This window comes from Lysinibacillus capsici, from assembly GCF_020217405.1.
Classification (GTDB): domain Bacteria; phylum Bacillota; class Bacilli; order Bacillales_A; family Planococcaceae; genus Lysinibacillus; species Lysinibacillus capsici.
The window spans coordinates 2,114,214-2,137,053 of the sequence record NZ_CP084108.1 but is presented as its reverse complement, the minus strand read 5'-3'; the positions used below and the strand labels follow the sequence as shown (position 1 = coordinate 2,137,053).

The following is a 22,840-nucleotide window of genomic DNA, read 5'->3' as shown; positions in this document are numbered from 1 at the left end:
TTTTCCTCCCTTTTTAAAAATCTCTTTGCAGAGTAGATTGCCCTTTCTTAACTACTAAGTCTAACTGATAACCTGTATAACTTAGTACCGTATGAAATTAAAACTGAATAGCGAAGGCAACAATGAAAGTAGCTATTCAGTCGGTATTACTGATCCATTTATTTTTTTCCTAATCGATTCAAAATGCTTTGGTTTAAATCTTCACGGTACTTGGCGATATAGGTTTTTGCGTTTGCCACTAGCTCATCAGCAAAAGACGCTACATCTTCGCCAGTGATTGCCAGCACTTGTCTGCCTTCCGCTGCCCCAGCTTCGAACAACTCGATCAATTCATATTGCATGTGCAGCATATCCATCCCATTGCCCACTGTGAAATTCCACATGTAGTTTTGAATTTTTTTAAATACAAACTGGTAATCCTCTGGCAGCTGTTCGACCCGTGCCATCATCATCTTGTACTCTTTTTTATCACCCATCATTTTTTTGAACAATTCGATCACGTTATTTTCCTCCTTTGTATTATCAAGCTAAAGATCAGACGCATTATCATATGAAACTAAAAAGACTTAAGCGCATTGATTTTTGACGAGATAAAATCCCATTTTTCCCAAAATAATTTTAGTTCGTCACGTCCAGCCTCATTAAGTGAGTAAAACTTGCGGGGCGGTCCCATATCTGATGGTTTCTTTTGAATATTCACCAGTTTTTTTTTCTCTAAACGCACGAGGATGGTGTAGACCGTCCCTTCCACGACTTCAGTGAACCCTAACTCGTTCAGGCGTCGGGTAATTTCGTATCCATAGGTTTCATGACGGCTAATGATTTCCAGTACGCAGCCTTCCAAAGACCCCTTCAGCATCTCCGTTAAATTTTCCATATGCAGAACCACCTCTTTTTTGCTTCACTATTCTGTATAACTTAGTACTTAGGTAAATTTTTTTCGCTTTTGAGAGCTATCAAGTAATACTTATTACAACTACATAGTAGCACCGAGTAGTTCGAGTGTCAATTATTTTTCTTATAAATTTTTTGATGCCACTACTCAAGAAAGAAAAAAAGAGCTGCCTACGCAACTCCATGTTCTTTCATTAAGTTTTCACATTCTTATGAAGCGACTGTACTTATCCATATCAGGTGAGCCATTTATTTACGTTCAATATCTTATCCCATGTGATTGTAGATATTGGGAATTTAACTGTCTTAACCTTTTTAACTATTTACCTTCCTCATAGGCAAAGATGGTGTGAAATATAGGACACCATCTTCTATTTTTCATGCTACTTAACGATTGCTAAAATATCCTTTGGCTCATAAAAAACGTAATCTGCCTCCTCAAAGCCAATGGTGGATTTAGCTCCCCAATGGGCAAGGGCAAATTTGGCGCCTGCTTGCTTTGCGCATTGGAAATCATAGATAGAATCACCAATATAGATGGCCTCTTCTGGTGCTACCTGTAATGCGTCCAGACATTTTAACAGCGGCTCTGGGTGTGGTTTATGCTTTTCCGTATCACTGGCACTTACAATATGCTGGAAATACTCACTTAACCCAAACGGCTCAAACTCATCCACTACCTCTTGCGCTGTTTTAGAAGTGACAATCCCTAATTGTAGTGGCTTTGTTGCAAGGTGCTGAATAACTTCCTCTAGACTTTTGAAAACAGCCACTTCATGTGAAAAATCCAGCACAGCCGCAGACCATTTCTGATGCACAGCCTCTATGTCATCCACGTTGAGCCTCTGCAATGCATCTTTTCCTGGGATGCCTAAAGCAAATCGTAATGCTTCAAACGGATAATCCTTTTGTGTTTCTTTTCGTAAGGTTCTTTGCAATGACTGTAAAATCGCTTGCTCTGTATCCAAAATCGTTCCATCTACATCAAATATAATCGCTCTTAACATGTATACCCCTCCTAGTTAAAGCACGTTATTTATATATGCGCATAATTGCTGATACATTTCCTCTTCATAATCCTTCTGGCCTCTTATAAATTTCTCCTTTAAATTATAAAAACATATTTCAAGATATTCCTGATTATGATGCTGTTGAAAGGGTCTCCTATCCTTTACTGGGCCTAAACCCTTAAAGTAGTTATTCTTTTTTTCGAAGGTTCGAATTTGGTAACCCCGCTTCTTCATTTCATCCATGACTTTTTCGGTATACAAATACAAGTCTTCTTTCGGGTATTCGTATATATAATTAATCAGTATATGCTGATCCTCTTTCGCAAATATGCTATTTAGCTCTCTCCACTGCGACAATAGTTGTCCCTTTGGTAGATACGCAATTAAATCTATATGCCATAACCTCATGTGCCTTCCCCTTTCTATTAATCAACCATTAATGTAAAATATTACTTACTATGATGCTAAAACTGACGGAGGGATAGTATGGAAATAAAAACTGCAACGCTCGATGAAATTCCGCAAATTGAACGTTTATACCAAGAGCTTTTTTTTGAGATGTCGATTCTTCAACCTAAATATATCAAACCTGCCAAACAAGATGCCAACTTTATCAGGTTTACGATCATTGAAGATGATTCAGATATTTTAATCGCAACATTCGAGAACGAAGTAGTAGGCTTTTTGCTAATTCAAGAAACAACGACCCCACCCTATACTTGCTTGGTTGAACACAAATATGCTTTTATTGTGGATGTGATTGTTGGCAAGCATTACCAAAACAAAGGAATTGGGTCTGCTTTATTAGATGAAGCGAAAAAATGGGCAGCCTATCGTCACTTGGACTATCTGGAGTTAAATGTATTGACTGAAAATAAAGGCGCTAAATCCTTATATGAAAAACACGGGTTCAAGGATACGAACCAGACGATGCGCTTAGAATTTTAAGTATGTGATGAGAAAGAAGGGATTTCAATGGAAGAAATGAAAACCGTACACAAGAAAGCCAACCTCGTCGTGCCTGTCTTTATTGGCATGGGGTTAGGTGCGTTGATCGGTTTACTTGCCTATGTAAAAGACTGGCTATAAAAAAAAGAGACAAAGCCCCTCAAACTGCTTTGTCTCTTTTTCAACACTATATTAGTTTACTTTCTTTCAGTAAATCATAAATGATTGTATCCTTTGTTTTATGAATACCCAATTTACCGATTTGCTTTAAGATAAATGGTGCTTCAATATCTGTTAGTTTTTTACCATCCAGCAAACGAGCCGTTGATGCTAATAATGTGCGAACATCAAAGGCAGACGCAAACACCTCTGGCACACCTCGGTCAATCGTTAATAGTTGATAGACTGCCTCCATCGCCGTTCTTACGGAATATTCAGTAGTAAAGACTGTATCTCTTGCGGTTTCGCTGAAGTTGCCAATAAAGGCTAAATTAGCTGATCCTTCTGGCACAACAAGTGGACGATCACCCATTGCTCTTGGCATGAAATAAGAAGTGATGTAAGGCATATAGCATGGAATCGTATTGCAAGAATTTTGTGCAATGTCTGGAATTTCATCCACTGGTACACCCATATGGTATAACCACTCTTGTGCAATCTCAATGCCTGTACATTCCGTAATACTTTTTTTAATAAAATCACCTGGCTTGTTTGATAGTAAGCCATAAATCCAAACAACTAATTGGTCCTTTGGTTGATTTTTAAAGTGAGGTTGTCGGTTCAATGTATAGCTTAGCATCCAATTAGAATCAGTAGCTGTAACAATCCCTCCTGTTACGACCTTACCAGCGTATGGGTCCCTTTTACTAATTTTTTCAATATATGGAGCCACACGATCATCTAATGTTGTCAGGGTAGCGGAAACAAACCAGCTTTCCTCTGGTAGATTATCGCAGAACTTTTCTGGTCGACCAAACTCTTCACCTTGGGCAGCGATATTTTTCCACAGGGACCAGCTGCCACCTAAATCTTTATTGATAGGGGCTGGCGTATTATTATCCCCGTATGTTGTACTTTCTGTAATACTACCATTTGTCACAAACACTAACTCATTTTCTGTTAGTTCAATATTCTTTTTCACACCATCTTTTCGTAACACCAATGTATGAGCTACTTTTTTGTCTCCTACCTTATCAACTAAAACATTTTCTACAACCGTATTATATTGGAAATCAACATCATGACTTTCTAAGTATTTAATCATTGGCAGCACGAGCGATTCATACTGATTATACTTTGTAAATTTTAAGGCCGATAAATCTGGTAATCCGCCAATATGATGAATGAAACGCATAATATAACGACGCATTTCCATCGCAGAATGCCATTTTTCAAACGCAAACATTGTGGACCAATAGAGCCAAAAATTCGATTCAAAAAATTCATCTGAGAAAACATCTGTGATTTTTTTGTCCTCTAATTTTTCCTCAGGCGTAAAGAATAATTTAATCATTTCTTCTGAGGATTTGTCTGATAAAGTGAACTTGCCATCATCCTCAAGTCTTTGGCCTCTATCCTTCATTAATCGACATTTTGAATAATTAGGATCCTCTTTATTAAGCCAATAAAATTCATCTAAAACGGAAGCATTTTCTACTTCTAACGAGGGAATGGAACGGAATAAATCCCATAAGCATTCAAAATGATCTTCCATTTCTCGTCCACCGCGAATAATAAACCCTCTCGTCGGATTAAGTATGCCATCTAGACTTCCTCCTGAAATATCTAACTCTTCAAGAATATGAATGTTCTCACCTTTCATTTGGCCATCACGAATTAAAAAACATGCTGCTGACAGTGAGGCTAGACCTGAGCCAATCAGATAAGCAGATTTTTCATCGACTCCCTCAGGTTTTTTAGGACGTGCGAAAGCTTCATAGTTACCATTACTGTAATACATATTACCGCCTCCAAATTTATTATTCTAATATAGAATATCATAGGTTATCGGCTAAATGGTAAAATGAGCTAATAATTAACAAAAAATTCAAATCCGCTAATTGTGCGTTAATTTATCTCCCCTTCTCATTGGACAAAGCAAGTGCTTGTATTTTTATAAAAGAGAACCGTACAGTAAATAATCGTACTAACCCCCTTAACGCCTGCCTTAAAAAGGAAAAACCAATTCAATATGTTACTATTCGCTTTGCATAATTATTATCTCAATAAATCTTTTTTAACCTTCATTCCCTTTTTGATGTTTAGCCAATTTCTCGTTACCTCGTTTAAAATTCCCCGTAATTTTAGCTAACAATAGCGCTCAGCCTCTTTCTACTTGACGATTTTAATTTGCTTTCCTTCATAACGTGAATGGCTCCTCGTTTAGTCTATTACGTTTATCGATTTCACTAACAGTTTCATACCCGATTTCTTAATAATTAGATTCAATAATAAAAGAATCTTAGCTTACAACTTTTTCTAATATGTTATTATTAACATATATTATATAAATATGGTATTTTTAGTAACACTTCCAGCATAGTGATAAGGAGAGAGGTATTCATATGGAATGGTTGAATGTACAAACACTAATTTGGTTGTTTCCTATTTTATTTATTATCCACGATTTTGAAGAAATTATTATGGTAGAGAAATGGTTTCAAAATAATCGTCATAAGCTGTATGAAAGATTACCCCAAAAAATAGCCGATAAAGTGGTAAAACAATTTTCAATGAGTACCGCACAATTTGCTGTTGCTGTATTATTTATCTTTTTGTTTGTCAGTCTCTCTACCATTCTGGCTAACTACTATTTTCTAAACGGAATCGCTTTTACTATTTATTTATTCACAGCTGTCACACTTGTTTTCTTTATCCATGCTTTTACCCATATTGGACAATCGCTATTATTTCGCTCTATCACACCAGGAGCGATAACATCAGCCATCATTATTATTCCTTATAGCATTATTTTATTTAAATCTTTGTTTACTAGTGGCATCCTTACTTGGCATATCGTTTTGCTAAGCCTGCCTTTTGGCATACTATTTTTCCCTATTGTCTTTACTGCGCATTGGATAGGAAAAAGAGTGATATAGATACATGTTCATGAAAAGACAGAAAGGAGGCAGTAGAATGGCAAAAACTCCGATTTATTTAAAATGGATGATTGGTATTGGGATGCTTATTATCCTAGCCTCGTTGTACTTTTTAAAAGACCATCCTTATTACTTATGGGTTAGGTGGACAGGTAATATTTTATTGATCGTAGGCATCGTATGGATGCCGTTTACTAAAGAAACCGATAAAAAACATGTAAATTCTTAGCAGGAGTAAATCTTCTGCTTTTTTTTACGGTAAATTTACCTACGATTATAATAAAATGATAAAATCAGATAAAAAAAGAAGGTCTTTGTATGTTAGAAAAACTGAATGTATTTCTCCAAAAATACATTGCGATCCTGACCCCATTAAGCTTAATTGTAGGTGTATTCTTAGAAAGCATTGGACATCATTTATTATTCCTTGTCTCCTGGCTATTTGCCTTTATGACATTCTCAGGAAGCTTACATATGAAATTTAAAGATGTAAAAATTTTCATGAAGCATCCAATACTCATTTTATTCTCCATCCTTTTTCTTCATCTCTTGATGCCTTTATGGGCATATTTCTTATCCACCGTTTTGTTTGATGACCATTTGTTGACTGTTGGTTTTGTCTTAGCGGTTGCACTCCCAACAGGCGTAACGAGTGTTATTTGGATCAATATTTGCAAAGGCAACTTACCGTTAGGCTTATCGATTATGTTTATAAATTGCGGCCCTTAATACGCCAATACTTTGTGCAAGCAAGCTCATTGTAAACCCTTGATATCCAACAGATAGCAAAAGCTGATGTGTATGATGCCAAAGGTCTTGTTCAGAAAATTTTTTATCTCGTCCCATATAATACCTCCAATATTCTACAATGCTAACATTGAGACACAAAAAAAGCGAGTAACCTTTAAACATGCTTGATGATTGGGTAGATGGCCTTTTTGTTAATGGTAAAAACTATTCTATAGATAGAAGGTGACGACCATTTCATTTTCCAATTCCAAAATCAATATGGTCAAATCTCCATAGGTATTTATAACGTAAGAAAGATGAAAGAAATGATTTTCTTTCACTAATCAACAAATTTAATAATCATCTTGGTCTTCTTCATCGCAATCTTTACAAAAAAATCCATTTAAAATCATCTGTGGTAAAAATAGAAATATACTGGTATATTATAGGTTATATTCTATTTATTTTATGAAGGATGGTGCGTTGATGGATAAAACACTGGAAGATTTACAAAAGGAAATGATTGGTGAAGTAAAGAAGGGTTTTCCCATTTTACTTTCTGGTGCGGTTGTCTTTTTACTTTTTACTCTAATGCCCTTATTTTTACCAATTGAAGCTGTACGTTTAATTTGGATATTTGGCTTAGGTGCCATTTTCCCTATCGGTTTTGGCATTAGTAAAATTCTTGGGATTAATTTAAACGCTACTGGCAATCCTTTAGGGACGTTAGGAGGAATTGTTGCCGCTCCTCAAGCTTTTTACATACCTGTATTTATCATTGTGTATATGAACATACCTGAATACCTTCCCTTTACAATAGGTTTACTTGCAGGCTCTCATTTTCTGCCATACATATGGATTTATAAAAGTAAGGCTTATTTATTTGTGACTTTAGGCGTTTGCTTTTCTGCTTTGATTTTAGGTGGCTTCTTTGTCGATCAAGCCTTCACACTTGTACCTTTAGCCATTTCTATTGTGTATGGAATGGGCGTGCTTTTAATTCTAAGAGAACTTAAAGTCAATCCGATTTAATCACCTTCCTCTAGGTGATTTTTTTAATATTCCAGACCTCCTTCAACTTGAGAAATAAAGTATTCATTTCCTATCCCATACTTGTTCCTTTACAACAAACCTATTAATAAATGAAAGGATGTATAGATGTGCTATTTCCATATCGTAATGATCTTAGGAAAACGTTAATCCCTTACCTAAGCACACTTGATGAGGCATTTTGGTTTAAGACATCTGATTTTTATCCAAATAATGTCGCATGGATTATATCTCATTTATCAAGTAGCGAAGACTATTGGGTGAATGAAATTGGACTTAGGAAACCTTGTATGTTAAACCTTCACGATAATTGTTCGCCCAAGGAAATACTAGATTCCTATATTCAAATTAGAAATTATACGGATGACATTCTACATACATTAGACGAATCGCAGCTCAATGAATTAGTCGAGGTGCCGAAGTTTTCTGATAGTTGGACGCCACCTTCCGTCTCTACACTTAATTGGTTGTTTCATCATGTTTACTCACATGAAGCTTACCATGTTGGGCAAATCTCCGTTATCGCGCATCTTAATGGATTGCCAAAGCCATTATTTTAATAAAGGGCAAAGTAATGAAAGGAATAGCTTTTTAAATGGAGGAACAGTAGTGGGAAAAGGCGTTATTTCCGTACATTATGGTTTGAAGATACGAAGAGAGCACATATAGACCTGTATAACTGTTTATCACATAAGCTCTCGACATTCAGAAAACCATATCAATTATGGATGGAGTTTGTAGTGGAGGATGCTGGTTTGGATTCAGTTCATATACTTACAGCTACATTTCCCACTAACAATAGTAAATGTAGATTGGAATTGCCCTGTCCCCAAATTCCTTAAGGATTTAATCAACCTGAATGAGTGGAATATAGGGCACTATAAGCAGGTATCAACTAACAGCTATTTCATCCAGTCTAAAAATAATGGCGTGAAATCGTAAGGTCGGAAACCATTTGTGGGTTTCCGACCATTTCCTTTAATCCAAATATTCTTGAGCTAGTTGTTGATTTTTATAGATGGCCATACCCGTTTTCAATTTTCTAAAGCCCATTTTTGCATAAAACGGTTCATTCCCTGTTGTGGCAATTAACTGAATGCAGGATACCTCCCTTAACTGTACGATCATATCCTCTAGCAGTAAACGAGCAATCCCTGTACCTTGATAGGCTTGATGCACAACCACATCGTAAATGGCGGCATTAAATACGCCATCTGACAAAGCTCTAGCAAAGCCCACTATTTTTCCATCTACCACGGCGAATACTTGATGTGTGCTTGCATCGAAAACTTGTTTGATAATCTGTTCATCATGTTTCCTCCACCCAACAGATTGATAGACTTCCTTTAATACTGGCAAATCCTTCTCTTCCATCTTGTATTGAATTATTACCATTTTCATCCTCCTCTATTTGCTTTCATGAAATCTCTCTATGAAAACGATGTTTACTCTATTATACTAATAAAAAATGATTTGAGGATGGTGGGATAATTATGATGTTTGCTCCATTATTTGAACAGGACGTACCAGCAATTCTTCTTCCTTAACGGTAGAAGCGCTTTTTCTCCGTTAAGGGCATAGGTATCTATGAAAACGGAGGAAAAAAACATGAGAAATCTAATAATCGGTGCCATCTGTTTATCGCTTGCTGCGAGTATTTGGGGTGCCATGTATGTAGTTGTTAAAGTAGTGGTGGAGGTTGTGCCACCATTAGAGCTTGTTTGGATGCGCTATCTGATTGCGGTGATTGCACTCGGGATCATTGGGATCATGATGAGGCAATCCTGGAAAATAGCTAAAAAAGATTGGCTGATCATTTTTCTTGTTGGCCTTATTGGGAACACGATTTCAATTGTGACACAGGAAATGGGCACAATGCTATCCACCGCGCAGATGGGAGCAATTATTACTGCTACAACCCCTGCTTTTATGGTTGTCTTCGCCCGTTTGATTTTAAAAGAAAGTATTACGCTGAAAAAATGCTTGTCCATCGCTCTTGCCACGATTGGTGTTGGAATCGTTGTAGGCAATGGTCAAATCGATGTGACACAGCAATTAGGCGGACTCTATTTACTGCTTGCTGCCTTAACGTGGGCATTGATGTCGGTATTCGTCAAAAAGGTACCAAGCGATTACTCACAAATTGTTGTCACAACCTATACATCTATGATTGCCGTGATGCTATTGACCCCTTTTGTCCTTCCAAGGCTAAACAATTTAGATCTGGCAAGTGTTTTACAGCCGACCATTTCAGGTGGCTTGCTTTACTTAGGCATTATCTCAACAGCCGGTGGGTTTTTATTGTGGAATAAAGGGCTTCAACTAATGAATGCGTCTAGTGGCGGCTTATTTTTCTTCTTTCAACCGATTGTTGGCACCTTTTTAGGCTGGCTCTTATTGGGAGAGACGATTGGGCTTTCCTTTTGGATAGGCTCCCTATTAATTTTTAGTGGCGTTTTTATTGTCATTCGAGACGAATAAATCGAAGAGGCTGGGACATAACTAGCTTCAATAAATGAGAAATCCTAATTTGAATGAATTCAAATTAGGATTTCTCTATTTTTTATGCCGTCTCCATACTTACTGGCTGTGAACTTTCTTAAATTCACGGCCAGTAATGCGAGCCCCATTTCATTTCCTACCCTCGATTTCCCTCGTACAGAAAATCGAGTGAAACCCAAATTAGCCTTCAAGAATCCAAAAACTGGTTCCACGTCAATTTTGCGTTGACGATAAATGGTACTCGTTTTTTCTTCTGAAAGCGTTGTTCTTACATATTCTTTTTGCTGTTCCCACTTCTCATTCACTAGTAACTTACGATTATTTCCTTCTTTTGCTTTTGTACATAATGAACGGAATGGGCATCCGGAACAGTCTTCACATTCGTATACCTTAAACTCTCGCGTAAATTCATATTGATCCGTTTTCATGGTACGATATTTAAATACAAGGTGTTGTTGGTTCGGACAAGTGTATTGATCATTTTCTTCATCATAATCCCAGTAGGCTGTATTGAATTCGTTTTGTTTATACTTTTTCTTTTGTTCTTTTAAATACAAGTTATACGTAATTAAGGCTTCTCGTTTACGATTCAAAAGAATATCATCATAATTTTGTTCGCTGCCATATCCAGCATCTGCGACGATGTGTTTTGGTAAATCAAAATAATGTTGTTCGATTTCATCTAAAAACGGGATTAAGGTACGTGTATCCGTTGGATTCGAATAGATACTGTAGGCAAGCACATATTGACCTTCTGTTGCGACTTGGATGTTATAACCTGCTTTCAATTGACCATTGTTCATATAGTCATCCTTCATTCGCATAAATGTGGCATCTGAGTCCGTCTTGGAATAACTATTTCGCATGCCAAAGATTTCAAAGTCTTTTTGATATTTTAGTTTACGTACAATATAGTCGATTAATTGTTTGCGAGCGTGCTTTGGGAATTTCCGTTCGGCTCTTAAAGCTTTTCGCTCAGCTACATCCGATGAATCCTCTATTTTTTGATCATACTCAGAAATCACTTCGTCTACTTTCTCTACCATCTGGGCGAGTTCTTCTACTGCTAATTCTTCTACATTTTCGCGTTCAATTTCGGGTATGATTTCTTTCTCGAGTAGCTCATCATATAACTGGTTTGATTTTTCAATTAATCCGTTATGATATTTCTCGATGGATTTTTTCCACACGAAAGTAAATTTGTTCGCATTGGCTTCGATCTTTGTTCCATCAATAAAAATAGCTTCCTGATCAATTAATTCTTCTTGGACCAACTGGCAACGGAATTGGACGAAACATTGGCGGATCAACTCTTTCATTTCTGGTTGAACACGGAAACGGTTGATCGTGCGATAGCTTGGTTCATACCCTTGAGCTAGCCACATCATCCGAAGACTATCTTTTAATAGGGCTTCAATTTTACGCCCTGAGAAGACAGATTGTGTATAAGCACATAAGATAATTTTAAGCATCATGCGTGGATGGTAGGCGGGACAGCCCTCATTTCGAAGAAATGGTTCAAACGCTTCTGACGGGATACTTTCAACTAAATGGTGGACATGGAAGGAGATATCACTTTTTTGTATTGTTACTTCTAAATCTAAAGGCAAAACTAATTGATTCATGTTATAATTTTTAAACATAAGGATCCTTCTTTCTGTATAATTTTGTTGTGGTGACTTAATTTTATCAGAAGTGATCCTTATTTTTTATGAAAAAATTTAAAGCCTGTGAAATTTTACTGATTGTAAAATTTCACAGGCTTTTTAATTTAGAGGTGGGTTTTGTCCCAGCCTCTTTTTATGTTGGCTCAGCTTATGGTCATTGAACGTCTTGTTGACACATATATTGCCAATGCCTAAAGGAGTTGATATTCTGAACATCTTTTTAGATAACTTAAAGGATTTTACTTTATTAATTTTTTTACTTGCTAGTATGATTTATTGTCGACAGCTAAAATTAACGAGGTGGCAACGAAAATTATCGATTGGTGAATGGAGCATGTACATCCTGCTCTCTATTGCCCTTCCCCTTTATGCAGTGCTTTATCTTGCTTTTCTTTTAGGAGCATAGGAAAATAATACATCATAGGCTATTTTTGGAGGGATTTCATGTTTCAAACAATCGATCATTTTTTACAGTCTTGGGCATTTGAAGCCGCTGCTACGCAAAAATTACTTAATCACCTTACAGATGAATCGCTACATCAGGCAATCACTCCCGAAAACTGGACTTTAGGACGCATTGCTTGGCACACGGTTACTGCAATTCGAATTATTACCTCGAATTCGAATTTAGCGTTTGAAGCCCCAGCAAAGGATTCTCCAGTTCCTACTTCTGCTCAGTTCATTGCAGATGGCTATCACCAAGCGAGTGAAGCCTTTGTGGAAGCGATACAATCGCAATGGACTGACAAGACAATGACTGAAACGATTGAATTTATTGGTCAACAAATGCCCAATGGTTCCCTGTTATTATTTTTACTACAGCATCAAGGTCATCATCGCGGTCAAATGACGGTTCTGATGCGTCAGGCTGGTTTAACTGTTCCAGGTATTTATGGTCCAGCGAAAGAGGAATGGGCTCAGTTTGGGTTGGAAGCTCCTCAAATGTAGCTAAGCTTGTGCCAAATAATAAAGAGGTTGTCTATTTTTTAAGACAACCTCTTTTATTTATTAACTATAAAGATGCTAGCCAGTTATTAGTATCAGCAATGGTTGGGTTAGCGAGGTAATGTCCGCCTTCAATTTGCAGTGTTTGGCCCGTCATAAATTTTGATTCGTCAGAGGCTAAAAATACAACTGCATGGCCAATATCATCCGCTTCTCCATGATATGGTAGCGCATTAAATTTCGCATAAATTGCCAGCATTTCTTCTGGCATATTGTTTTTCGCGGCAGGTGTTAAAATAAGACCTGGTGCAACCGCATTACAACGGATATGATCCTTCCCAAATTGTGTGGCAATGTTTCTTGTCATATTCACCACACCTGCTTTTGTTGCCCCATAGGCTGTACGAATTTGGTCACTGGCGAACGCAGCCATAGAAGCCGTATTAATAATTGAGCCCCCACCAGCTTTTTGCATATATGGAATGGCAAAACGACTTCCTAGTAATATAGATTTTAAATTCACATTGACTAAGCGGTCCCACTCATCTAAATCAATATTTAATACATCTAAATCTTTCTTCAGGTTAGTTAGACCAACATTATTAAAGAGCACCGTTAAGGAGCCATATCGTTCTACAGTGAAGTTCACGGCCGCTTCAATGGAGGAAGCATCCCCTGCATCAAGGAAAACGGCTGCCGCCTCATACCCATCATTGACTAAATTTGCTGCTGCTTCTTTAGCACCCTCTACATTAAAATCAGCAATGACTACTTTTGCGCCCTCTTTTGCTAACAAGCTAGCTGCTGATAAACCAATACCAGAAGCTCCACCTGTCACTAATGCCACTTTATTTTTTACTCGATTCATTTTCAATTCCTCCTTCAACTCACACGAAAAAGAGCAAATCAGCTCTCCTAACGTAAAATAGTTTAACATTAAACTATTTATTTTTAAACTAATATCTCTAAATGTAAACACGTATATTTTCATCCTGAATCGAAATACTTCTATAAAGTGCTATTTAAATAAGGACGTGCAAGCAAATGCTAAAGAAAATTACTTTTTCACTATGTATTTTTTTATTTTACCAAACCACGGAACATGCAAGTGCGCATCCTCAGCCACCCACTTTTGAGGGAAAATTTGATGAAGCTGGCTCTCAATCAGTTGAAGCGGCTGTGAAGGAATTTGAACAGCATTATAGTAAGGTTAAACTCCCAACTGTTTTACCCCCGTTTTCCATCACACATAAGTTTGGTCGATTTTACAAAGATCATCACTATGGCATGTATGATTCACTTAACATTCTCTATGTTCATAACGAAATGAAACAGCATATTTTTAAAATGTTCGACCTATTCAAACCGAAAGTGAGCTTTTCAGGAAAAGCATATATACTGCAAGATGGTCGTCAGGGAATTTATTTTGAGCAGCTGCTTTTTAACTTCTTTGTCTTTGAAGAAAGCAATTTACATTATCTTCTCGGCATTTATAAAGATAGCACGAATCAGGAAACACCCAATCTTTTCGTTCAAATAGCCAATTCGATAAAGTCAAACGAAGTCGCAACATCTATATATTTTCCTTCATCTATACAATGAATATGTTGTTATGCTATAATACTTTAGAAAACCTCAAAGGGTATTAACCAATTCTGAGCTACAGTGATGCATATCGCTGTAGTTTTTTCTATGCTATCATTTCCTTAAACTTACATTACGAGGTGAGAATATGGAAACAAATACTTATAGTTGTAAAGCCTGTGAGGGTCAATCTTTTTCTGAAGGGAAATTAGATGGCTATGCTGCTTTAAGACCCGTGAATACCATCTTTTCCACAGGTTCACCCCTTATTTTCACTGTCTGTACGCAATGTGGAGAAATTGCCTCTATTAAAGCTACAAAACCTGAAAAGTTCAAGTAAAAAACAAGAGAGCATCATTTCAATAATGAAATTTGCTCTCTTGCTTTATGTTTCTTTCTTATTCTTCTTTCCCCATTGATACGGCTTTTTGGACCAATTCCACATCCAAACAAAGAAATAGATGAAGACCATTGTGATGACAATCATCGTTATATTTTCTCCCCATGCAATCGGCTCATGCTTCCTCCATTGATTCACCGTTCTAACAATGAAGTACAAAAAAGGATAAATAAAATAACCTACTTGATCCCGTCTCATCTAAACATGCCTCCTTTTAGAAAAAATGATTTTCCCTACTCATCAATCATCGTCTTAAGCTTCATCATCGTTTTCCAATTGCGAACTGTAGCAGGCACCTCTAGCTTATGCAGTTGTTGACTAAGTTTGGCATTGCGAATGCTATCGTAAAATAAAAGATAGACATCTCTCCCCTTGATAATGCAGCGCTCTTTTTCACTTACATACTGTAATAACTTAGCACCGTTCTCTTCAGTTGGAACTGTTGAAAGCAGTGCAACATGGAGACTTTCCCCTGTAGCTGTAGCACTTGCATCTGCTAAGTCTTGTTCTGAGAAAGGACAATTGTTCACAATAGAGCGGAATTCTTCAGCTGTACGGATAATTACTGTATTCGTGATAGTGAAGGTACTTTGGATGGTCTCTTGAATTTGCCGTTGCAAAAATTCTTCTGATTCATTCGATTCAAACAGGATATTGCCACTTTGAATATATGTCCGAATGTTTTGGAGCCCCAGTGGTTGCAGCGCGTCTCTCAATTCAGCCATTTTTAATTTATTGTGCCCACCTACATTAATACCTCTTAAAAGTGCTACGTATTTAGTCATTCGCTTCCACCTTTCCTGTTATCTATAGTATAGCAATAATTAGGGAATAATAGGAAAAAACTGCACCCTTTCATGCAGGGCGCAGCTTGATTAGCTATACTAATTGATGGATATCTTCTATTAAGCGATCCACATTTTCTTTGGTCGTAGCCCAGCTTGTGCAAAAGCGCACAACCGTATGAGTATCATCGTATGCTTCCCAAATGGAGAAGGAATATTTTTCTTCTAACGTTGGAAGTAGATGGTTTGGTAAAATTGGAAATTGCTGATTCGTTTTTGAATCATAGCGCATTGCGAAGCCTTTATCGAGAAATGCCTGTCGTATCAGCATGGCCATATCTACCGCATGATGGGAGATATCCATATAGAGCGTATCTTCAAATAGCATTTCGAACTGAATGCCTAATAATCGACCTTTGGCAAGCAGCCCCCCTCTTTGCTTGATCATGTAGCGGAAATCCTTTTGATAAGCAGGATTCACGATGATGACTGCTTCTCCAAACAATGCACCCATTTTAGTGCCACCAATATAAAATACATCGCAAAGCTTAGCGATATCAGCGAGAGATAAATCACTGTCTTGTGCCACTAGTCCATAGCCTAAACGAGCACCATCGATAAACAGCGGTAGGTCACAGTCTTGACAAACTTCTCGTAAGGCTGTTAATTCTGCTTTACTATAGGTCGTGCCATTTTCCGTAGGATGAGATATGTACACTAAGCCTGGCTGCACCATATGCTCATGTGTGCGATCTAGCCAGTGCGCATCATAGCAGGCTTTCACCTGTGCCGCAGTTAGTTTGCCATCATCGCTAGGCAATGTCAGCACCTTATGACCCGTTGCCTCAATAGCTCCTGTTTCATGCACTGCAATATGCCCTGTACTCGCAGCAATGACGCCCTGATGAGGACGCAAAATAGACGCTATCACGGTCATATTCGTTTGTGTACCACCAACTAAAAAGTGAATGTCTGCCTGCTCCGCTGCAATCGCTTTTTTAATAAACGCTCTTGCTTTTTCGGAATGCTCATCCATACCATACCCTGGAGATTGTTCTTCATTTGTTGCCACTAACCGCTGCAAAATTTGTGGATGGGCACCTTCTGCATAATCATTCTCGAATCGAATCATATCAACTACTACCTCCAAATTCTCTCTATCTATTCCTCATTTTCATTTACAACCTTATTAACATAATATTTTATGATTTGTTGGTCTGGTGGACTCATTTTCTCAGGTAAATGGTGCAGTGGAAAGAATTTTATAGCAGTTGCCTCGTCTTGATCATAGTTTATCAAACCTGTAAAACTACGACATTCATAGGCAGCAATAACATTAAATACCTCATCCCCATGAGGATATTGATAATAAAATTCTTGACCAGAAAACATTTTTAGAAACATTAAGGATTCAGGCATCAATCCACTTTCCTCATACATTTCACGCAAGGCCACCTCTTCCAGAGACTCTCCTAATTCCATCGAACCACCGATCAGCCCCCAACAGTTATTATCCTTTCGTAGCTGAAGGAGTAGCTCATTGTTTTCATTGATAATAAGTATACTCGCACCCACCATAATGAGGGGCTGAGTTCCAATTTTTTGTCGTAAATCCATTATATAACCCATCTTTCTCCTCCCAAATTATCCATTTCTTAATTTCTTGTATTCATATATTACGGTATTTTGTCCCTTTTACGCTATTTGTTTATCTAAAAATACTGTCATTGCCTTTTATCTAAAATAACAGTTCATCTCTCCTCATACAATATGCTGAAATTGTTCTTCAAAAGTAAGAGGCATCATAGTTTAGTCGAGGATGCTTTATTAAAGCTGTTGGGTTTTCTCTACAATGGAAGAGATCAGAGAGAAGCTGATCTCCTATTCTTTAGTAACGCTATAAAAATTTCCTCTTAGTTCGATTACTTTGAAGTCTCTTTAGGGGTGGTTCTTCTACAGGTGTATCGCTTGAAGCTTACTATGGAGCGGCTTCTCCTTAGTTTGGATCACCTCAATCAATCTCTCAATATTTCAGAAGGGTCACTTTCATTCCCCGCCGGAGCCACAGGATGAGTCACTCGAAGTGGCACTAGAATCAGCACATTGTTGACTGTCCTGGGAGGAAAGATATGCATCATTTGTTGAAAATTCGTTAGTGGAATGGATATGGTGATTGTGCTCATGTGATTTGCTGTGATTTTTATTTGCATTACTGACGATGCCTATAACAACGACAACTCCAACAAATACGATAAATAAAATCATTTATTCCAGCTCCTTTCATTCATTCTATAAATTGTAACATTAATTCAACGATTGTTAGTAGAGATCTATGTAAAAGTGGCAATAGATAAAATAACACCACAATCGGAATTGATTGTGGTGTTTACGTTATGATTGCGATTTGCGTGTGGCAGATTTTTTTGAATGATTTCCTTCGCTCGAATTTTTCTTTTGCTCTTGTGTTAAAGCATTTTCTTCGCGCACATCTAAATCATCTGGACTTAAATCTGTCGCTAATTCCGCCAACTCTGACTGACGTTTATATTGCTTGCCCTTTGTCAAAATGATCACCTCCAAGTAGTATTACATTGCCCTATTTGGTTTGATCTATTCCCGCGACGGTATGAAATGATTATTTCTAGCTAAACTAATTGCACCAGCTGCTGGTTCAAAAGATGGTGATAAACTTGTAAATCTTGCTCATATAAACGCTGATAGGTCGCTAGGCTATGCTGTTTGATATTGTCAAAGTCCTTTTCAGGAACTAAGCGATGTGTACGGTTAAGCATCCATGCATTTTCCCAAGCTGTTTGCTCAAATTGAATATTCATTTTATGTTCTTCAATCAGCATGGCTAGTAGTTGTTCCTGACGATATATTTCTTTTAAGGCATGTTGCTTTTTCATTGTAAAGATTTCTATTGTACGTGGAAGTGATGCTTGTAATGCTTCTCGATCCACTGCATGACCTAGCTCATGTAGGGTCATTGTTTTGACATAAATTTCAAGTGAAGTTGGAAACATTAGTTCATTTCTTGCCTCTACTAATCGTTTCGCATCAAATCCTACATAATCCCCAATAAAGTTATAACTCATATTAATACCTGAATCGTCTTGTTTTATCTTAACCGTCATGTTCACAGTCTGCACGACGGATTGAATTACCTGAAATAGTACTTTTTCTTTAAGTTGTGTCATTCTCTCGATCCTCATTTCCGCTAAAAACAAGTAGAAGCGGATTAAATATATACTACAATTAGGAGAAATTCAACAAATTTATCCTGTGGATTGAGAGGAACTTAACAACCAAAAAGGCGCCTGTAGTTTAAAACTACAAACGCCCTGTGTGTGACGGGTTTCAAGCTATTTAAAAGTGATTAGTTATTGTTGTTATTTCGACGATTTTGGTTGCCGTTGGAGTTGTTACTACGCTGTTTACTGCGTGCTTCTCCACCTTTACGTCCTATTTCTTCATAAAAATCGTCGTCGTGCTTTTCAGAGGTAGCTTCTCCGCCTTTGCGGCCAATTTCTTCATAAAATTCTTCGCCGTGGTTTTCAGCCGTAGCTTCTCCACCTTTGCGACCAATTTCTTGATAAAATTCATGTCCATGATTTTTAGACGTAGCCTCGCCGCCTTTACGTCCTATTTCTTCATAAAAATCACGGTCATGATTTCTGGAGGTAGCTTCTCCGCCTTTACGTCCCGCTTCTTCGACAGACATGTTTTCATTGTTGTTTCTGTTGCGATTGTTTTGCTTGTTAGCCATTTCTATTCCTCCTAAATATTTTTTGAGCTTTTTACTAGCTCGCTATTTATATTCCCAGTCAAAACACATCTAAACATATTTTTTTAAAAAATTGATTTTCTTATTGGAATAGAACGCTGTTAGGAGCGGATTGTTAACAAACCCATCAATCATATACATGTACCCTTTCCAATATAATACTAATCTATAGTATGTCATCGATGATGAAAGAAGGGTGATGGAAAAATGACGACGCTCACAAAGCCATCTATTGGTTTAACACAATTTACAGACTTCACAATGAAGGGAAGCGCAGCAAAAACAAAGTTTGTGAAGGATATAAAATATCAGGGAGAATACCATCCAATAAAAGATTATTGGAAAGCCTTGCGTGATGGATTAAAAAAATACCATGAACATCGTTTTAATGATACCTATTTACTCGACCTCGTGGATAATGCCCTACCTGCACGCCAGAAAAATTACCAAGAAGCCGTTAAAGCCTATATAAAATTTGTAAAAAATAAAAACGTTCAGTGGTTTGAACCAGGTAAGGCGAATTGGTATTGCGACGATTTAATTGTGCGTTCCAATCCTGAACTCGGTTTAATCATTGACGATGTACCCTATTTAATTAAGCTGTATTTTAAAGGAAAAAATGAGCGCATCGATAAGCATAAATGTCGATCTGCCCTCACTCTTCTAAAGGACTCCCACTATGCGGTCGAACACCCTGATTCTGTTAAACACGCCATTTTAAACGTACAAAAAGGTCGCTTGATCACAGATGATGATTCAACGGACTATCATCAAATTGCCCTCGAATCGGATGCAGCTCAATTTATGTTTATTTGGAATAGGCTCTAGCTACTTGTAATTTGGTACTTCCATCTCTATAAAATGACTGACAAAAATATATTCAGATATGATATTTTATATTCCAATATGATATGCTTTTATTCCATTACAAAAAGACATTCTTTATAGGATAATAAAAATAATCGAGAAAACAGAAAAAAAGGAAGTGCTACTTTGAATGCTGAATTGGTGATGCAGGAGCTAGAGGCTCTTGGCAAGGAACGGACGAAAAAAATGTATATATCAAATGGCGCCCATGAGCCGTTATTTGGTGTGGCAACAGGTGCCATGAAGCCTATTGCGAAGAAAATTAAAATCGATCAAACTCTAGCAGAAGAGCTTTATGCCACTGGTAACTATGATGCAATGTACTTTGCTGGCGTCATTGCAGATCCAAAAGCCATGACTGTGGAAGATTTTAATCGATGGATCGATGCAGCTTATTTTTATATGCTGTCGGATTATGTAGTAGCGGTTACTTTAGCAGAGGCACCGATTGCTCAGGAAGTGGCGGATGCGTGGATTGCCAGTGGTGAGGAATTGAAAATGTCTGCAGGCTGGAGCTGCTATTGCTGGCTATTAGGGAATCGCAAGGACAGCGAATTTTCCGAGAGCAAGCTAGCTCATATGCTGGAAATCGTAAAAAATACCATTCACGATGCACCTGAACGCACAAAATCGGCCATGAATAATTTTTTATACACAGTAGCTATTTCCTATGTGCCGCTCCACGAACAAGCAGTAGCAACCGCACAGGCGATTGGTCCTGTAGAGATGAAGCGAGACAACAAAAAAAGCACGCAGCTAAATGCTTATGAAACAATTCAAAAGGAAATAGAACGAGGCAGAATTGGCTTTAAACGTAAATATGTGAGATGTTAATCATCGCATTTTAAAGGCATCTATCCCATAAGGATGGATGTCTTTTTAAATGAAAAATCAATGAATGATAATATATTTTTATTGAAAAACGATAAATTTTATTTTAAAATCAATATATCATTACCAGTGAGGTGATTTGTATGAAACATAAAAAGGGGTCAACCCTTTTCCTAAAGAGTGTGATCATACTGCTAGGTATCCCTGTATTAGCTTTAGGACTATTATGGCTACCTGGGATGGCAAGTAGAGATGCAGTGGCACATCCCGCATCCTCCTATTTGTCTTATCTTTTTTTACTCTATGTGTATGTACTATGTATTCCCTATTACACAGCGTTGTATCAGACCTATCGCCTCTTAACGAACATCGACCAGCATAAAGCTTTCTCCAAATCTTCTGTACGAGCTTTGAGAACGATCAAAAATTGTGCTCTCACGATTATAGCCGGCCTTGTGCTAGGTATTGCAACAATTATGATGATGTTTACTGGCAAGGAAGATATTACAGGAATTATTACACTGACACTCATCAGCATCTTTGTAACAAGTACGATTGCAACCTTCGCAGCCGTTCTGCATCGACTACTTCAAAAAGCCATTGATCTCCAAAACGAAAATCAATTAACCATATAACAAAATGGCACTAACCATTCTTGACTGGTAGTGCCTTTTCATGTTTCGAAAGTATTTAAAACTAATTTCCTATAAAAACATATCAAAATTCTCTTTTCAATAGTATAATAATTACATATTTTGATAATTGGAGGATTTATATGAAGAAATTGGTTTTGTTGATGGCGATGCTTACATTATTTTTCACCACAGCCTCTATTGCGAGCGCACATCCAGGGCGTTTAGATAGCAATGGCGGTCACAACTGTTCTGACAAATCAAAGGCTAAAGGGCTTTGTTCTGGCTATCATTATCATAATGGCAGTAGTGGCAATAATACAGGGTCTTCTTCAGGCGGTCAAAGTTATTCTACACCAGCACCTAAAGCAACGGTAGCACCTGTATTAACGAAGGTTGCTGTCTATTTAAATGACGTGAAGCAAAATTATACGCCTAGCGCTTATATGAAAAATGGCACAACCTTAGTGCCAATGAAGGCAATTTTTGAATCTCTTGGGGCATCGGTTAGCTATGATAATGCAACGAAAAAAGTAACAGCAACAAAGGACAGTAAAAAAATTGTGATTGGTGTGGGGAATAAAACGGCTTATGTTGATACAAATGGTTCTGCATCAACAATCACACTCAGCCATCCTGCTGAAATATATCAAGGTACAACAATGGTGCCTTTACGCTTTGTCAGTCAAGCACTTGGCGCAAATGTAACATTTGATGAGGCAGCACTTGTTGTTTATATCTCAACTAAATAATGGACAAGTCTTAAGCAGTATGCTCCTACAAGGTGCTGCTTTTTTATTGTTTCCTAAAGTTAAAATCATACTTCTTGTTGATTTTACCAGCAATCGTTTCTAGAAATAAAGCCACTGTCATATTCTCGACTTCATTTGTATACCATGCTAGCTTTGCACCATAGTTCTTTTTATTATAATTCACTTCTAATGGCCAGAAATTTTTTGTTTTATACGTATAATCAAATTTTACATAGAGTTGCTTACCATCGGGACATTCCATCACCACCTGGTATAATGGATTTTTTCTTTCTTGTTCAAATTTTACTTTTCTTATTTTGGTTAACATCAAAACCCCTCCTCTCTTCTACTACATTCGA

General features: G+C 37.4%; 31 protein-coding genes and 1 pseudogene. 14 read left to right on the top strand and 18 right to left on the bottom strand.

Annotated features, from left to right (window positions below; genetic code table 11):
• Positions 1-158: 158 nt before the first annotated feature.
• From LCP48_RS10385 to LCP48_RS10370, 4 genes are all read right to left on the bottom strand, one after another.
• Entirely contained in the window at positions 159-500 is a 342-nt protein-coding gene (locus LCP48_RS10385; protein ID WP_004228543.1) for a DUF1048 domain-containing protein, read from the bottom strand.
• 56 nt (positions 501-556) lie between these two features.
• Complete coding sequence (locus LCP48_RS10380; RefSeq protein ID WP_004228545.1) at positions 557-877, bottom strand: PadR family transcriptional regulator; 321 nt, start codon at positions 875-877, stop codon at positions 557-559.
• Between the two features lie 400 nt (positions 878-1,277).
• Positions 1,278-1,901 (bottom strand): HAD family hydrolase, encoded by a 624-nt coding sequence (locus LCP48_RS10375; protein WP_004228548.1) that lies wholly within the window; start codon positions 1,899-1,901, stop codon positions 1,278-1,280.
• Positions 1,902-1,916: 15 nt separating this feature from the next.
• Positions 1,917-2,312 carry a pyrimidine dimer DNA glycosylase/endonuclease V gene (locus tag LCP48_RS10370; RefSeq protein ID WP_004228549.1) on the bottom strand — a complete coding sequence of 132 codons (396 nt, stop codon included), beginning with the start codon at positions 2,310-2,312 and terminating at the stop codon, positions 1,917-1,919.
• Positions 2,313-2,390: 78 nt separating this feature from the next.
• On the opposite strand from LCP48_RS10370, the gene LCP48_RS10365 reads away from it, so the two are divergent.
• Positions 2,391-2,852 carry a GNAT family N-acetyltransferase gene (locus LCP48_RS10365; RefSeq protein WP_004228553.1) on the top strand — a complete coding sequence of 154 codons (462 nt, stop codon included), beginning with the start codon at positions 2,391-2,393 and terminating at the stop codon, positions 2,850-2,852.
• 187 nt (positions 2,853-3,039) lie between these two features.
• Here the strand turns inward: LCP48_RS10365 and LCP48_RS10360 are convergent, their stop codons facing one another.
• On the bottom strand, positions 3,040-4,812 hold the full coding sequence (locus tag LCP48_RS10360; protein WP_225340924.1) for an oleate hydratase: 1,773 nt from the start codon (positions 4,810-4,812) through the stop codon (positions 3,040-3,042).
• Between the two features lie 604 nt (positions 4,813-5,416).
• On the opposite strand from LCP48_RS10360, the gene LCP48_RS10355 reads away from it, so the two are divergent.
• The 3 genes from LCP48_RS10355 to LCP48_RS10345 all read left to right on the top strand — a co-directional run bounded on the left by LCP48_RS10355 (position 5,417) and on the right by LCP48_RS10345 (position 6,679).
• A complete protein-coding gene (locus LCP48_RS10355) occupies positions 5,417-5,950 on the top strand; it encodes an HXXEE domain-containing protein (RefSeq protein WP_225340923.1) in 534 nt (177 codons plus the stop codon).
• A gap of 37 nt (positions 5,951-5,987) precedes the next feature.
• On the top strand, positions 5,988-6,179 hold the full coding sequence (locus LCP48_RS10350; protein WP_009371097.1) for a hypothetical protein: 192 nt from the start codon (positions 5,988-5,990) through the stop codon (positions 6,177-6,179).
• 89 nt (positions 6,180-6,268) lie between these two features.
• Positions 6,269-6,679, top strand: coding sequence for a hypothetical protein (locus tag LCP48_RS10345; protein ID WP_004228574.1), 411 nt, complete (start codon positions 6,269-6,271; stop codon positions 6,677-6,679).
• Here LCP48_RS10345 and LCP48_RS10340 read toward each other — a convergent pair.
• A complete protein-coding gene (locus LCP48_RS10340; RefSeq protein WP_225340922.1) occupies positions 6,647-6,796 on the bottom strand; it encodes a TetR family transcriptional regulator in 150 nt (49 codons plus the stop codon). The two genes, LCP48_RS10345 and LCP48_RS10340, sit on opposite strands and share 33 nt — an antisense overlap.
• Before the next feature lie 369 nt (positions 6,797-7,165).
• On the opposite strand from LCP48_RS10340, the gene LCP48_RS10335 reads away from it, so the two are divergent.
• Both LCP48_RS10335 and LCP48_RS10330 read left to right on the top strand, forming a co-directional pair.
• Positions 7,166-7,711: a DUF7010 family protein gene (locus LCP48_RS10335; protein ID WP_004228576.1), complete on the top strand. Its 546-nt coding sequence runs from the start codon at positions 7,166-7,168 to the stop codon at positions 7,709-7,711.
• A 128-nt stretch (positions 7,712-7,839) separates the two neighbouring features.
• Positions 7,840-8,289: a DinB family protein gene (locus LCP48_RS10330; RefSeq protein WP_004228578.1), complete on the top strand. Its 450-nt coding sequence runs from the start codon at positions 7,840-7,842 to the stop codon at positions 8,287-8,289.
• A gap of 418 nt (positions 8,290-8,707) precedes the next feature.
• Here the strand turns inward: LCP48_RS10330 and LCP48_RS10325 are convergent, their stop codons facing one another.
• The gene (locus LCP48_RS10325; RefSeq protein WP_004228579.1) at positions 8,708-9,124 is read right to left on the bottom strand and encodes a GNAT family N-acetyltransferase; all 417 of its coding nucleotides are present in this window, start codon (positions 9,122-9,124) and stop codon (positions 8,708-8,710) included.
• A 213-nt stretch (positions 9,125-9,337) separates the two neighbouring features.
• Between LCP48_RS10325 and LCP48_RS10320 the strand changes: the two genes are divergently transcribed.
• The gene (locus LCP48_RS10320; protein ID WP_009371094.1) at positions 9,338-10,210 is read left to right on the top strand and encodes a DMT family transporter; all 873 of its coding nucleotides are present in this window, start codon (positions 9,338-9,340) and stop codon (positions 10,208-10,210) included.
• A 101-nt stretch (positions 10,211-10,311) separates the two neighbouring features.
• Here LCP48_RS10320 and LCP48_RS10315 read toward each other — a convergent pair.
• Positions 10,312-11,874 (bottom strand): annotated as a pseudogene (locus tag LCP48_RS10315) (IS1182 family transposase); the annotation flags it as partial.
• A 468-nt stretch (positions 11,875-12,342) separates the two neighbouring features.
• Here LCP48_RS10315 and LCP48_RS10310 point away from each other — a divergent pair.
• Positions 12,343-12,846, top strand: coding sequence for a DinB family protein (locus LCP48_RS10310; protein WP_004228581.1), 504 nt, complete (start codon positions 12,343-12,345; stop codon positions 12,844-12,846).
• 64 nt (positions 12,847-12,910) lie between these two features.
• Here LCP48_RS10310 and LCP48_RS10305 read toward each other — a convergent pair whose 3' ends face one another.
• Positions 12,911-13,711 (bottom strand): SDR family NAD(P)-dependent oxidoreductase, encoded by an 801-nt coding sequence (locus LCP48_RS10305; protein WP_004228582.1) that lies wholly within the window; start codon positions 13,709-13,711, stop codon positions 12,911-12,913.
• A 176-nt stretch (positions 13,712-13,887) separates the two neighbouring features.
• Here LCP48_RS10305 and LCP48_RS10300 point away from each other — a divergent pair, with 176 nt between their 5' ends.
• Together LCP48_RS10300 and LCP48_RS10295 are read left to right on the top strand one after the other, a co-directional pair.
• Positions 13,888-14,445, top strand: a complete 558-nt coding sequence (locus LCP48_RS10300; protein WP_216486886.1) for a carbon monoxide dehydrogenase — start codon at positions 13,888-13,890, stop codon at positions 14,443-14,445.
• Between the two features lie 130 nt (positions 14,446-14,575).
• On the top strand, positions 14,576-14,767 hold the full coding sequence (locus LCP48_RS10295) for a hypothetical protein (RefSeq protein WP_216486888.1): 192 nt from the start codon (positions 14,576-14,578) through the stop codon (positions 14,765-14,767).
• A gap of 45 nt (positions 14,768-14,812) precedes the next feature.
• On the opposite strand, the gene LCP48_RS10290 is transcribed toward LCP48_RS10295, so the two are convergent.
• The 8 genes from LCP48_RS10290 to LCP48_RS10255 all read right to left on the bottom strand — a co-directional run bounded on the left by LCP48_RS10290 (position 14,813) and on the right by LCP48_RS10255 (position 19,381).
• On the bottom strand, positions 14,813-15,025 hold the full coding sequence (locus LCP48_RS10290; RefSeq protein ID WP_225340921.1) for a hypothetical protein: 213 nt from the start codon (positions 15,023-15,025) through the stop codon (positions 14,813-14,815).
• A 35-nt stretch (positions 15,026-15,060) separates the two neighbouring features.
• Positions 15,061-15,612 (bottom strand): DUF1697 domain-containing protein, encoded by a 552-nt coding sequence (locus LCP48_RS10285; RefSeq protein ID WP_225340920.1) that lies wholly within the window; start codon positions 15,610-15,612, stop codon positions 15,061-15,063.
• Between the two features lie 94 nt (positions 15,613-15,706).
• Positions 15,707-16,744 (bottom strand): threonine aldolase family protein, encoded by a 1,038-nt coding sequence (locus tag LCP48_RS10280; RefSeq protein WP_004228592.1) that lies wholly within the window; start codon positions 16,742-16,744, stop codon positions 15,707-15,709.
• A 29-nt stretch (positions 16,745-16,773) separates the two neighbouring features.
• Complete coding sequence (locus LCP48_RS10275; protein ID WP_004228595.1) at positions 16,774-17,241, bottom strand: NUDIX hydrolase; 468 nt, start codon at positions 17,239-17,241, stop codon at positions 16,774-16,776.
• 417 nt (positions 17,242-17,658) lie between these two features.
• Entirely contained in the window at positions 17,659-17,877 is a 219-nt protein-coding gene (locus LCP48_RS10270) for a hypothetical protein (RefSeq protein ID WP_225340919.1), read from the bottom strand.
• Positions 17,878-18,003: 126 nt separating this feature from the next.
• The gene (locus LCP48_RS10265) at positions 18,004-18,186 is read right to left on the bottom strand and encodes a hypothetical protein (RefSeq protein WP_225341029.1); all 183 of its coding nucleotides are present in this window, start codon (positions 18,184-18,186) and stop codon (positions 18,004-18,006) included.
• A gap of 71 nt (positions 18,187-18,257) precedes the next feature.
• A complete protein-coding gene (locus LCP48_RS10260) occupies positions 18,258-18,812 on the bottom strand; it encodes a hypothetical protein (protein ID WP_004228603.1) in 555 nt (184 codons plus the stop codon).
• A 179-nt stretch (positions 18,813-18,991) separates the two neighbouring features.
• Positions 18,992-19,381, bottom strand: coding sequence for a KGG domain-containing protein (locus tag LCP48_RS10255; RefSeq protein WP_009371087.1), 390 nt, complete (start codon positions 19,379-19,381; stop codon positions 18,992-18,994).
• A gap of 225 nt (positions 19,382-19,606) precedes the next feature.
• On the opposite strand from LCP48_RS10255, the gene LCP48_RS10250 reads away from it, so the two are divergent.
• The 4 genes from LCP48_RS10250 to LCP48_RS10235 all read left to right on the top strand — a co-directional run bounded on the left by LCP48_RS10250 (position 19,607) and on the right by LCP48_RS10235 (position 22,481).
• The gene (locus tag LCP48_RS10250) at positions 19,607-20,227 is read left to right on the top strand and encodes a hypothetical protein (protein ID WP_009371086.1); all 621 of its coding nucleotides are present in this window, start codon (positions 19,607-19,609) and stop codon (positions 20,225-20,227) included.
• A 183-nt stretch (positions 20,228-20,410) separates the two neighbouring features.
• Positions 20,411-21,100: a DNA alkylation repair protein gene (locus LCP48_RS10245; RefSeq protein ID WP_404805896.1), complete on the top strand. Its 690-nt coding sequence runs from the start codon at positions 20,411-20,413 to the stop codon at positions 21,098-21,100.
• A 140-nt stretch (positions 21,101-21,240) separates the two neighbouring features.
• Complete coding sequence (locus LCP48_RS10240; protein ID WP_004228610.1) at positions 21,241-21,732, top strand: DUF2975 domain-containing protein; 492 nt, start codon at positions 21,241-21,243, stop codon at positions 21,730-21,732.
• Between the two features lie 140 nt (positions 21,733-21,872).
• On the top strand, positions 21,873-22,481 hold the full coding sequence (locus tag LCP48_RS10235; RefSeq protein ID WP_004228612.1) for a copper amine oxidase N-terminal domain-containing protein: 609 nt from the start codon (positions 21,873-21,875) through the stop codon (positions 22,479-22,481).
• Positions 22,482-22,524: 43 nt separating this feature from the next.
• Here the strand turns inward: LCP48_RS10235 and LCP48_RS10230 are convergent, their stop codons facing one another.
• Entirely contained in the window at positions 22,525-22,809 is a 285-nt protein-coding gene (locus LCP48_RS10230) for a hypothetical protein (protein ID WP_004228621.1), read from the bottom strand.
• Between the last annotated feature and the right edge of the window lie 31 nt (positions 22,810-22,840).

Bases quoted from the DNA above. Each gene is read 5' to 3' on its own strand.
- LCP48_RS10235 (WP_004228612.1), top strand. From the start codon at position 21,873: ATGAAGAAATTGGTTTTGTTGATGGCGATGCTTACATTATTTTTCACC.
- LCP48_RS10305 (WP_004228582.1), bottom strand. From the start codon at position 13,711: ATGAATCGAGTAAAAAATAAAGTGGCATTAGTGACAGGTGGAGCTTCT.
- LCP48_RS10295 (WP_216486888.1), top strand. From the start codon at position 14,576: ATGGAAACAAATACTTATAGTTGTAAAGCCTGTGAGGGTCAATCTTTT.
- LCP48_RS10355 (WP_225340923.1), top strand. From the start codon at position 5,417: ATGGAATGGTTGAATGTACAAACACTAATTTGGTTGTTTCCTATTTTA.
- LCP48_RS10370 (WP_004228549.1), bottom strand. From the start codon at position 2,312: ATGAGGTTATGGCATATAGATTTAATTGCGTATCTACCAAAGGGACAA.
- LCP48_RS10310 (WP_004228581.1), top strand. From the start codon at position 12,343: ATGTTTCAAACAATCGATCATTTTTTACAGTCTTGGGCATTTGAAGCC.
- LCP48_RS10240 (WP_004228610.1), top strand. From the start codon at position 21,241: ATGAAACATAAAAAGGGGTCAACCCTTTTCCTAAAGAGTGTGATCATA.
- LCP48_RS10325 (WP_004228579.1), bottom strand. From the start codon at position 9,124: ATGGTAATAATTCAATACAAGATGGAAGAGAAGGATTTGCCAGTATTA.
- LCP48_RS10345 (WP_004228574.1), top strand. From the start codon at position 6,269: ATGTTAGAAAAACTGAATGTATTTCTCCAAAAATACATTGCGATCCTG.
- LCP48_RS10335 (WP_004228576.1), top strand. From the start codon at position 7,166: ATGGATAAAACACTGGAAGATTTACAAAAGGAAATGATTGGTGAAGTA.
- LCP48_RS10340 (WP_225340922.1), bottom strand. From the start codon at position 6,796: ATGGGACGAGATAAAAAATTTTCTGAACAAGACCTTTGGCATCATACA.
- LCP48_RS10320 (WP_009371094.1), top strand. From the start codon at position 9,338: ATGAGAAATCTAATAATCGGTGCCATCTGTTTATCGCTTGCTGCGAGT.
- LCP48_RS10280 (WP_004228592.1), bottom strand. From the start codon at position 16,744: ATGATTCGATTCGAGAATGATTATGCAGAAGGTGCCCATCCACAAATT.
- LCP48_RS10350 (WP_009371097.1), top strand. From the start codon at position 5,988: ATGGCAAAAACTCCGATTTATTTAAAATGGATGATTGGTATTGGGATG.
- LCP48_RS10270 (WP_225340919.1), bottom strand. From the start codon at position 17,877: ATGATTTTATTTATCGTATTTGTTGGAGTTGTCGTTGTTATAGGCATC.
- LCP48_RS10250 (WP_009371086.1), top strand. From the start codon at position 19,607: ATGACGACGCTCACAAAGCCATCTATTGGTTTAACACAATTTACAGAC.
- LCP48_RS10300 (WP_216486886.1), top strand. From the start codon at position 13,888: ATGCTAAAGAAAATTACTTTTTCACTATGTATTTTTTTATTTTACCAA.
- LCP48_RS10375 (WP_004228548.1), bottom strand. From the start codon at position 1,901: ATGTTAAGAGCGATTATATTTGATGTAGATGGAACGATTTTGGATACA.
- LCP48_RS10275 (WP_004228595.1), bottom strand. From the start codon at position 17,241: ATGGGTTATATAATGGATTTACGACAAAAAATTGGAACTCAGCCCCTC.
- LCP48_RS10285 (WP_225340920.1), bottom strand. From the start codon at position 15,612: ATGACTAAATACGTAGCACTTTTAAGAGGTATTAATGTAGGTGGGCAC.
- LCP48_RS10380 (WP_004228545.1), bottom strand. From the start codon at position 877: ATGGAAAATTTAACGGAGATGCTGAAGGGGTCTTTGGAAGGCTGCGTA.
- LCP48_RS10260 (WP_004228603.1), bottom strand. From the start codon at position 18,812: ATGACACAACTTAAAGAAAAAGTACTATTTCAGGTAATTCAATCCGTC.
- LCP48_RS10365 (WP_004228553.1), top strand. From the start codon at position 2,391: ATGGAAATAAAAACTGCAACGCTCGATGAAATTCCGCAAATTGAACGT.
- LCP48_RS10245 (WP_404805896.1), top strand. From the start codon at position 20,411: ATGCAGGAGCTAGAGGCTCTTGGCAAGGAACGGACGAAAAAAATGTAT.
- LCP48_RS10290 (WP_225340921.1), bottom strand. From the start codon at position 15,025: ATGAGACGGGATCAAGTAGGTTATTTTATTTATCCTTTTTTGTACTTC.
- LCP48_RS10255 (WP_009371087.1), bottom strand. From the start codon at position 19,381: ATGGCTAACAAGCAAAACAATCGCAACAGAAACAACAATGAAAACATG.
- LCP48_RS10230 (WP_004228621.1), bottom strand. From the start codon at position 22,809: ATGTTAACCAAAATAAGAAAAGTAAAATTTGAACAAGAAAGAAAAAAT.
- LCP48_RS10360 (WP_225340924.1), bottom strand. From the start codon at position 4,812: ATGTATTACAGTAATGGTAACTATGAAGCTTTCGCACGTCCTAAAAAA.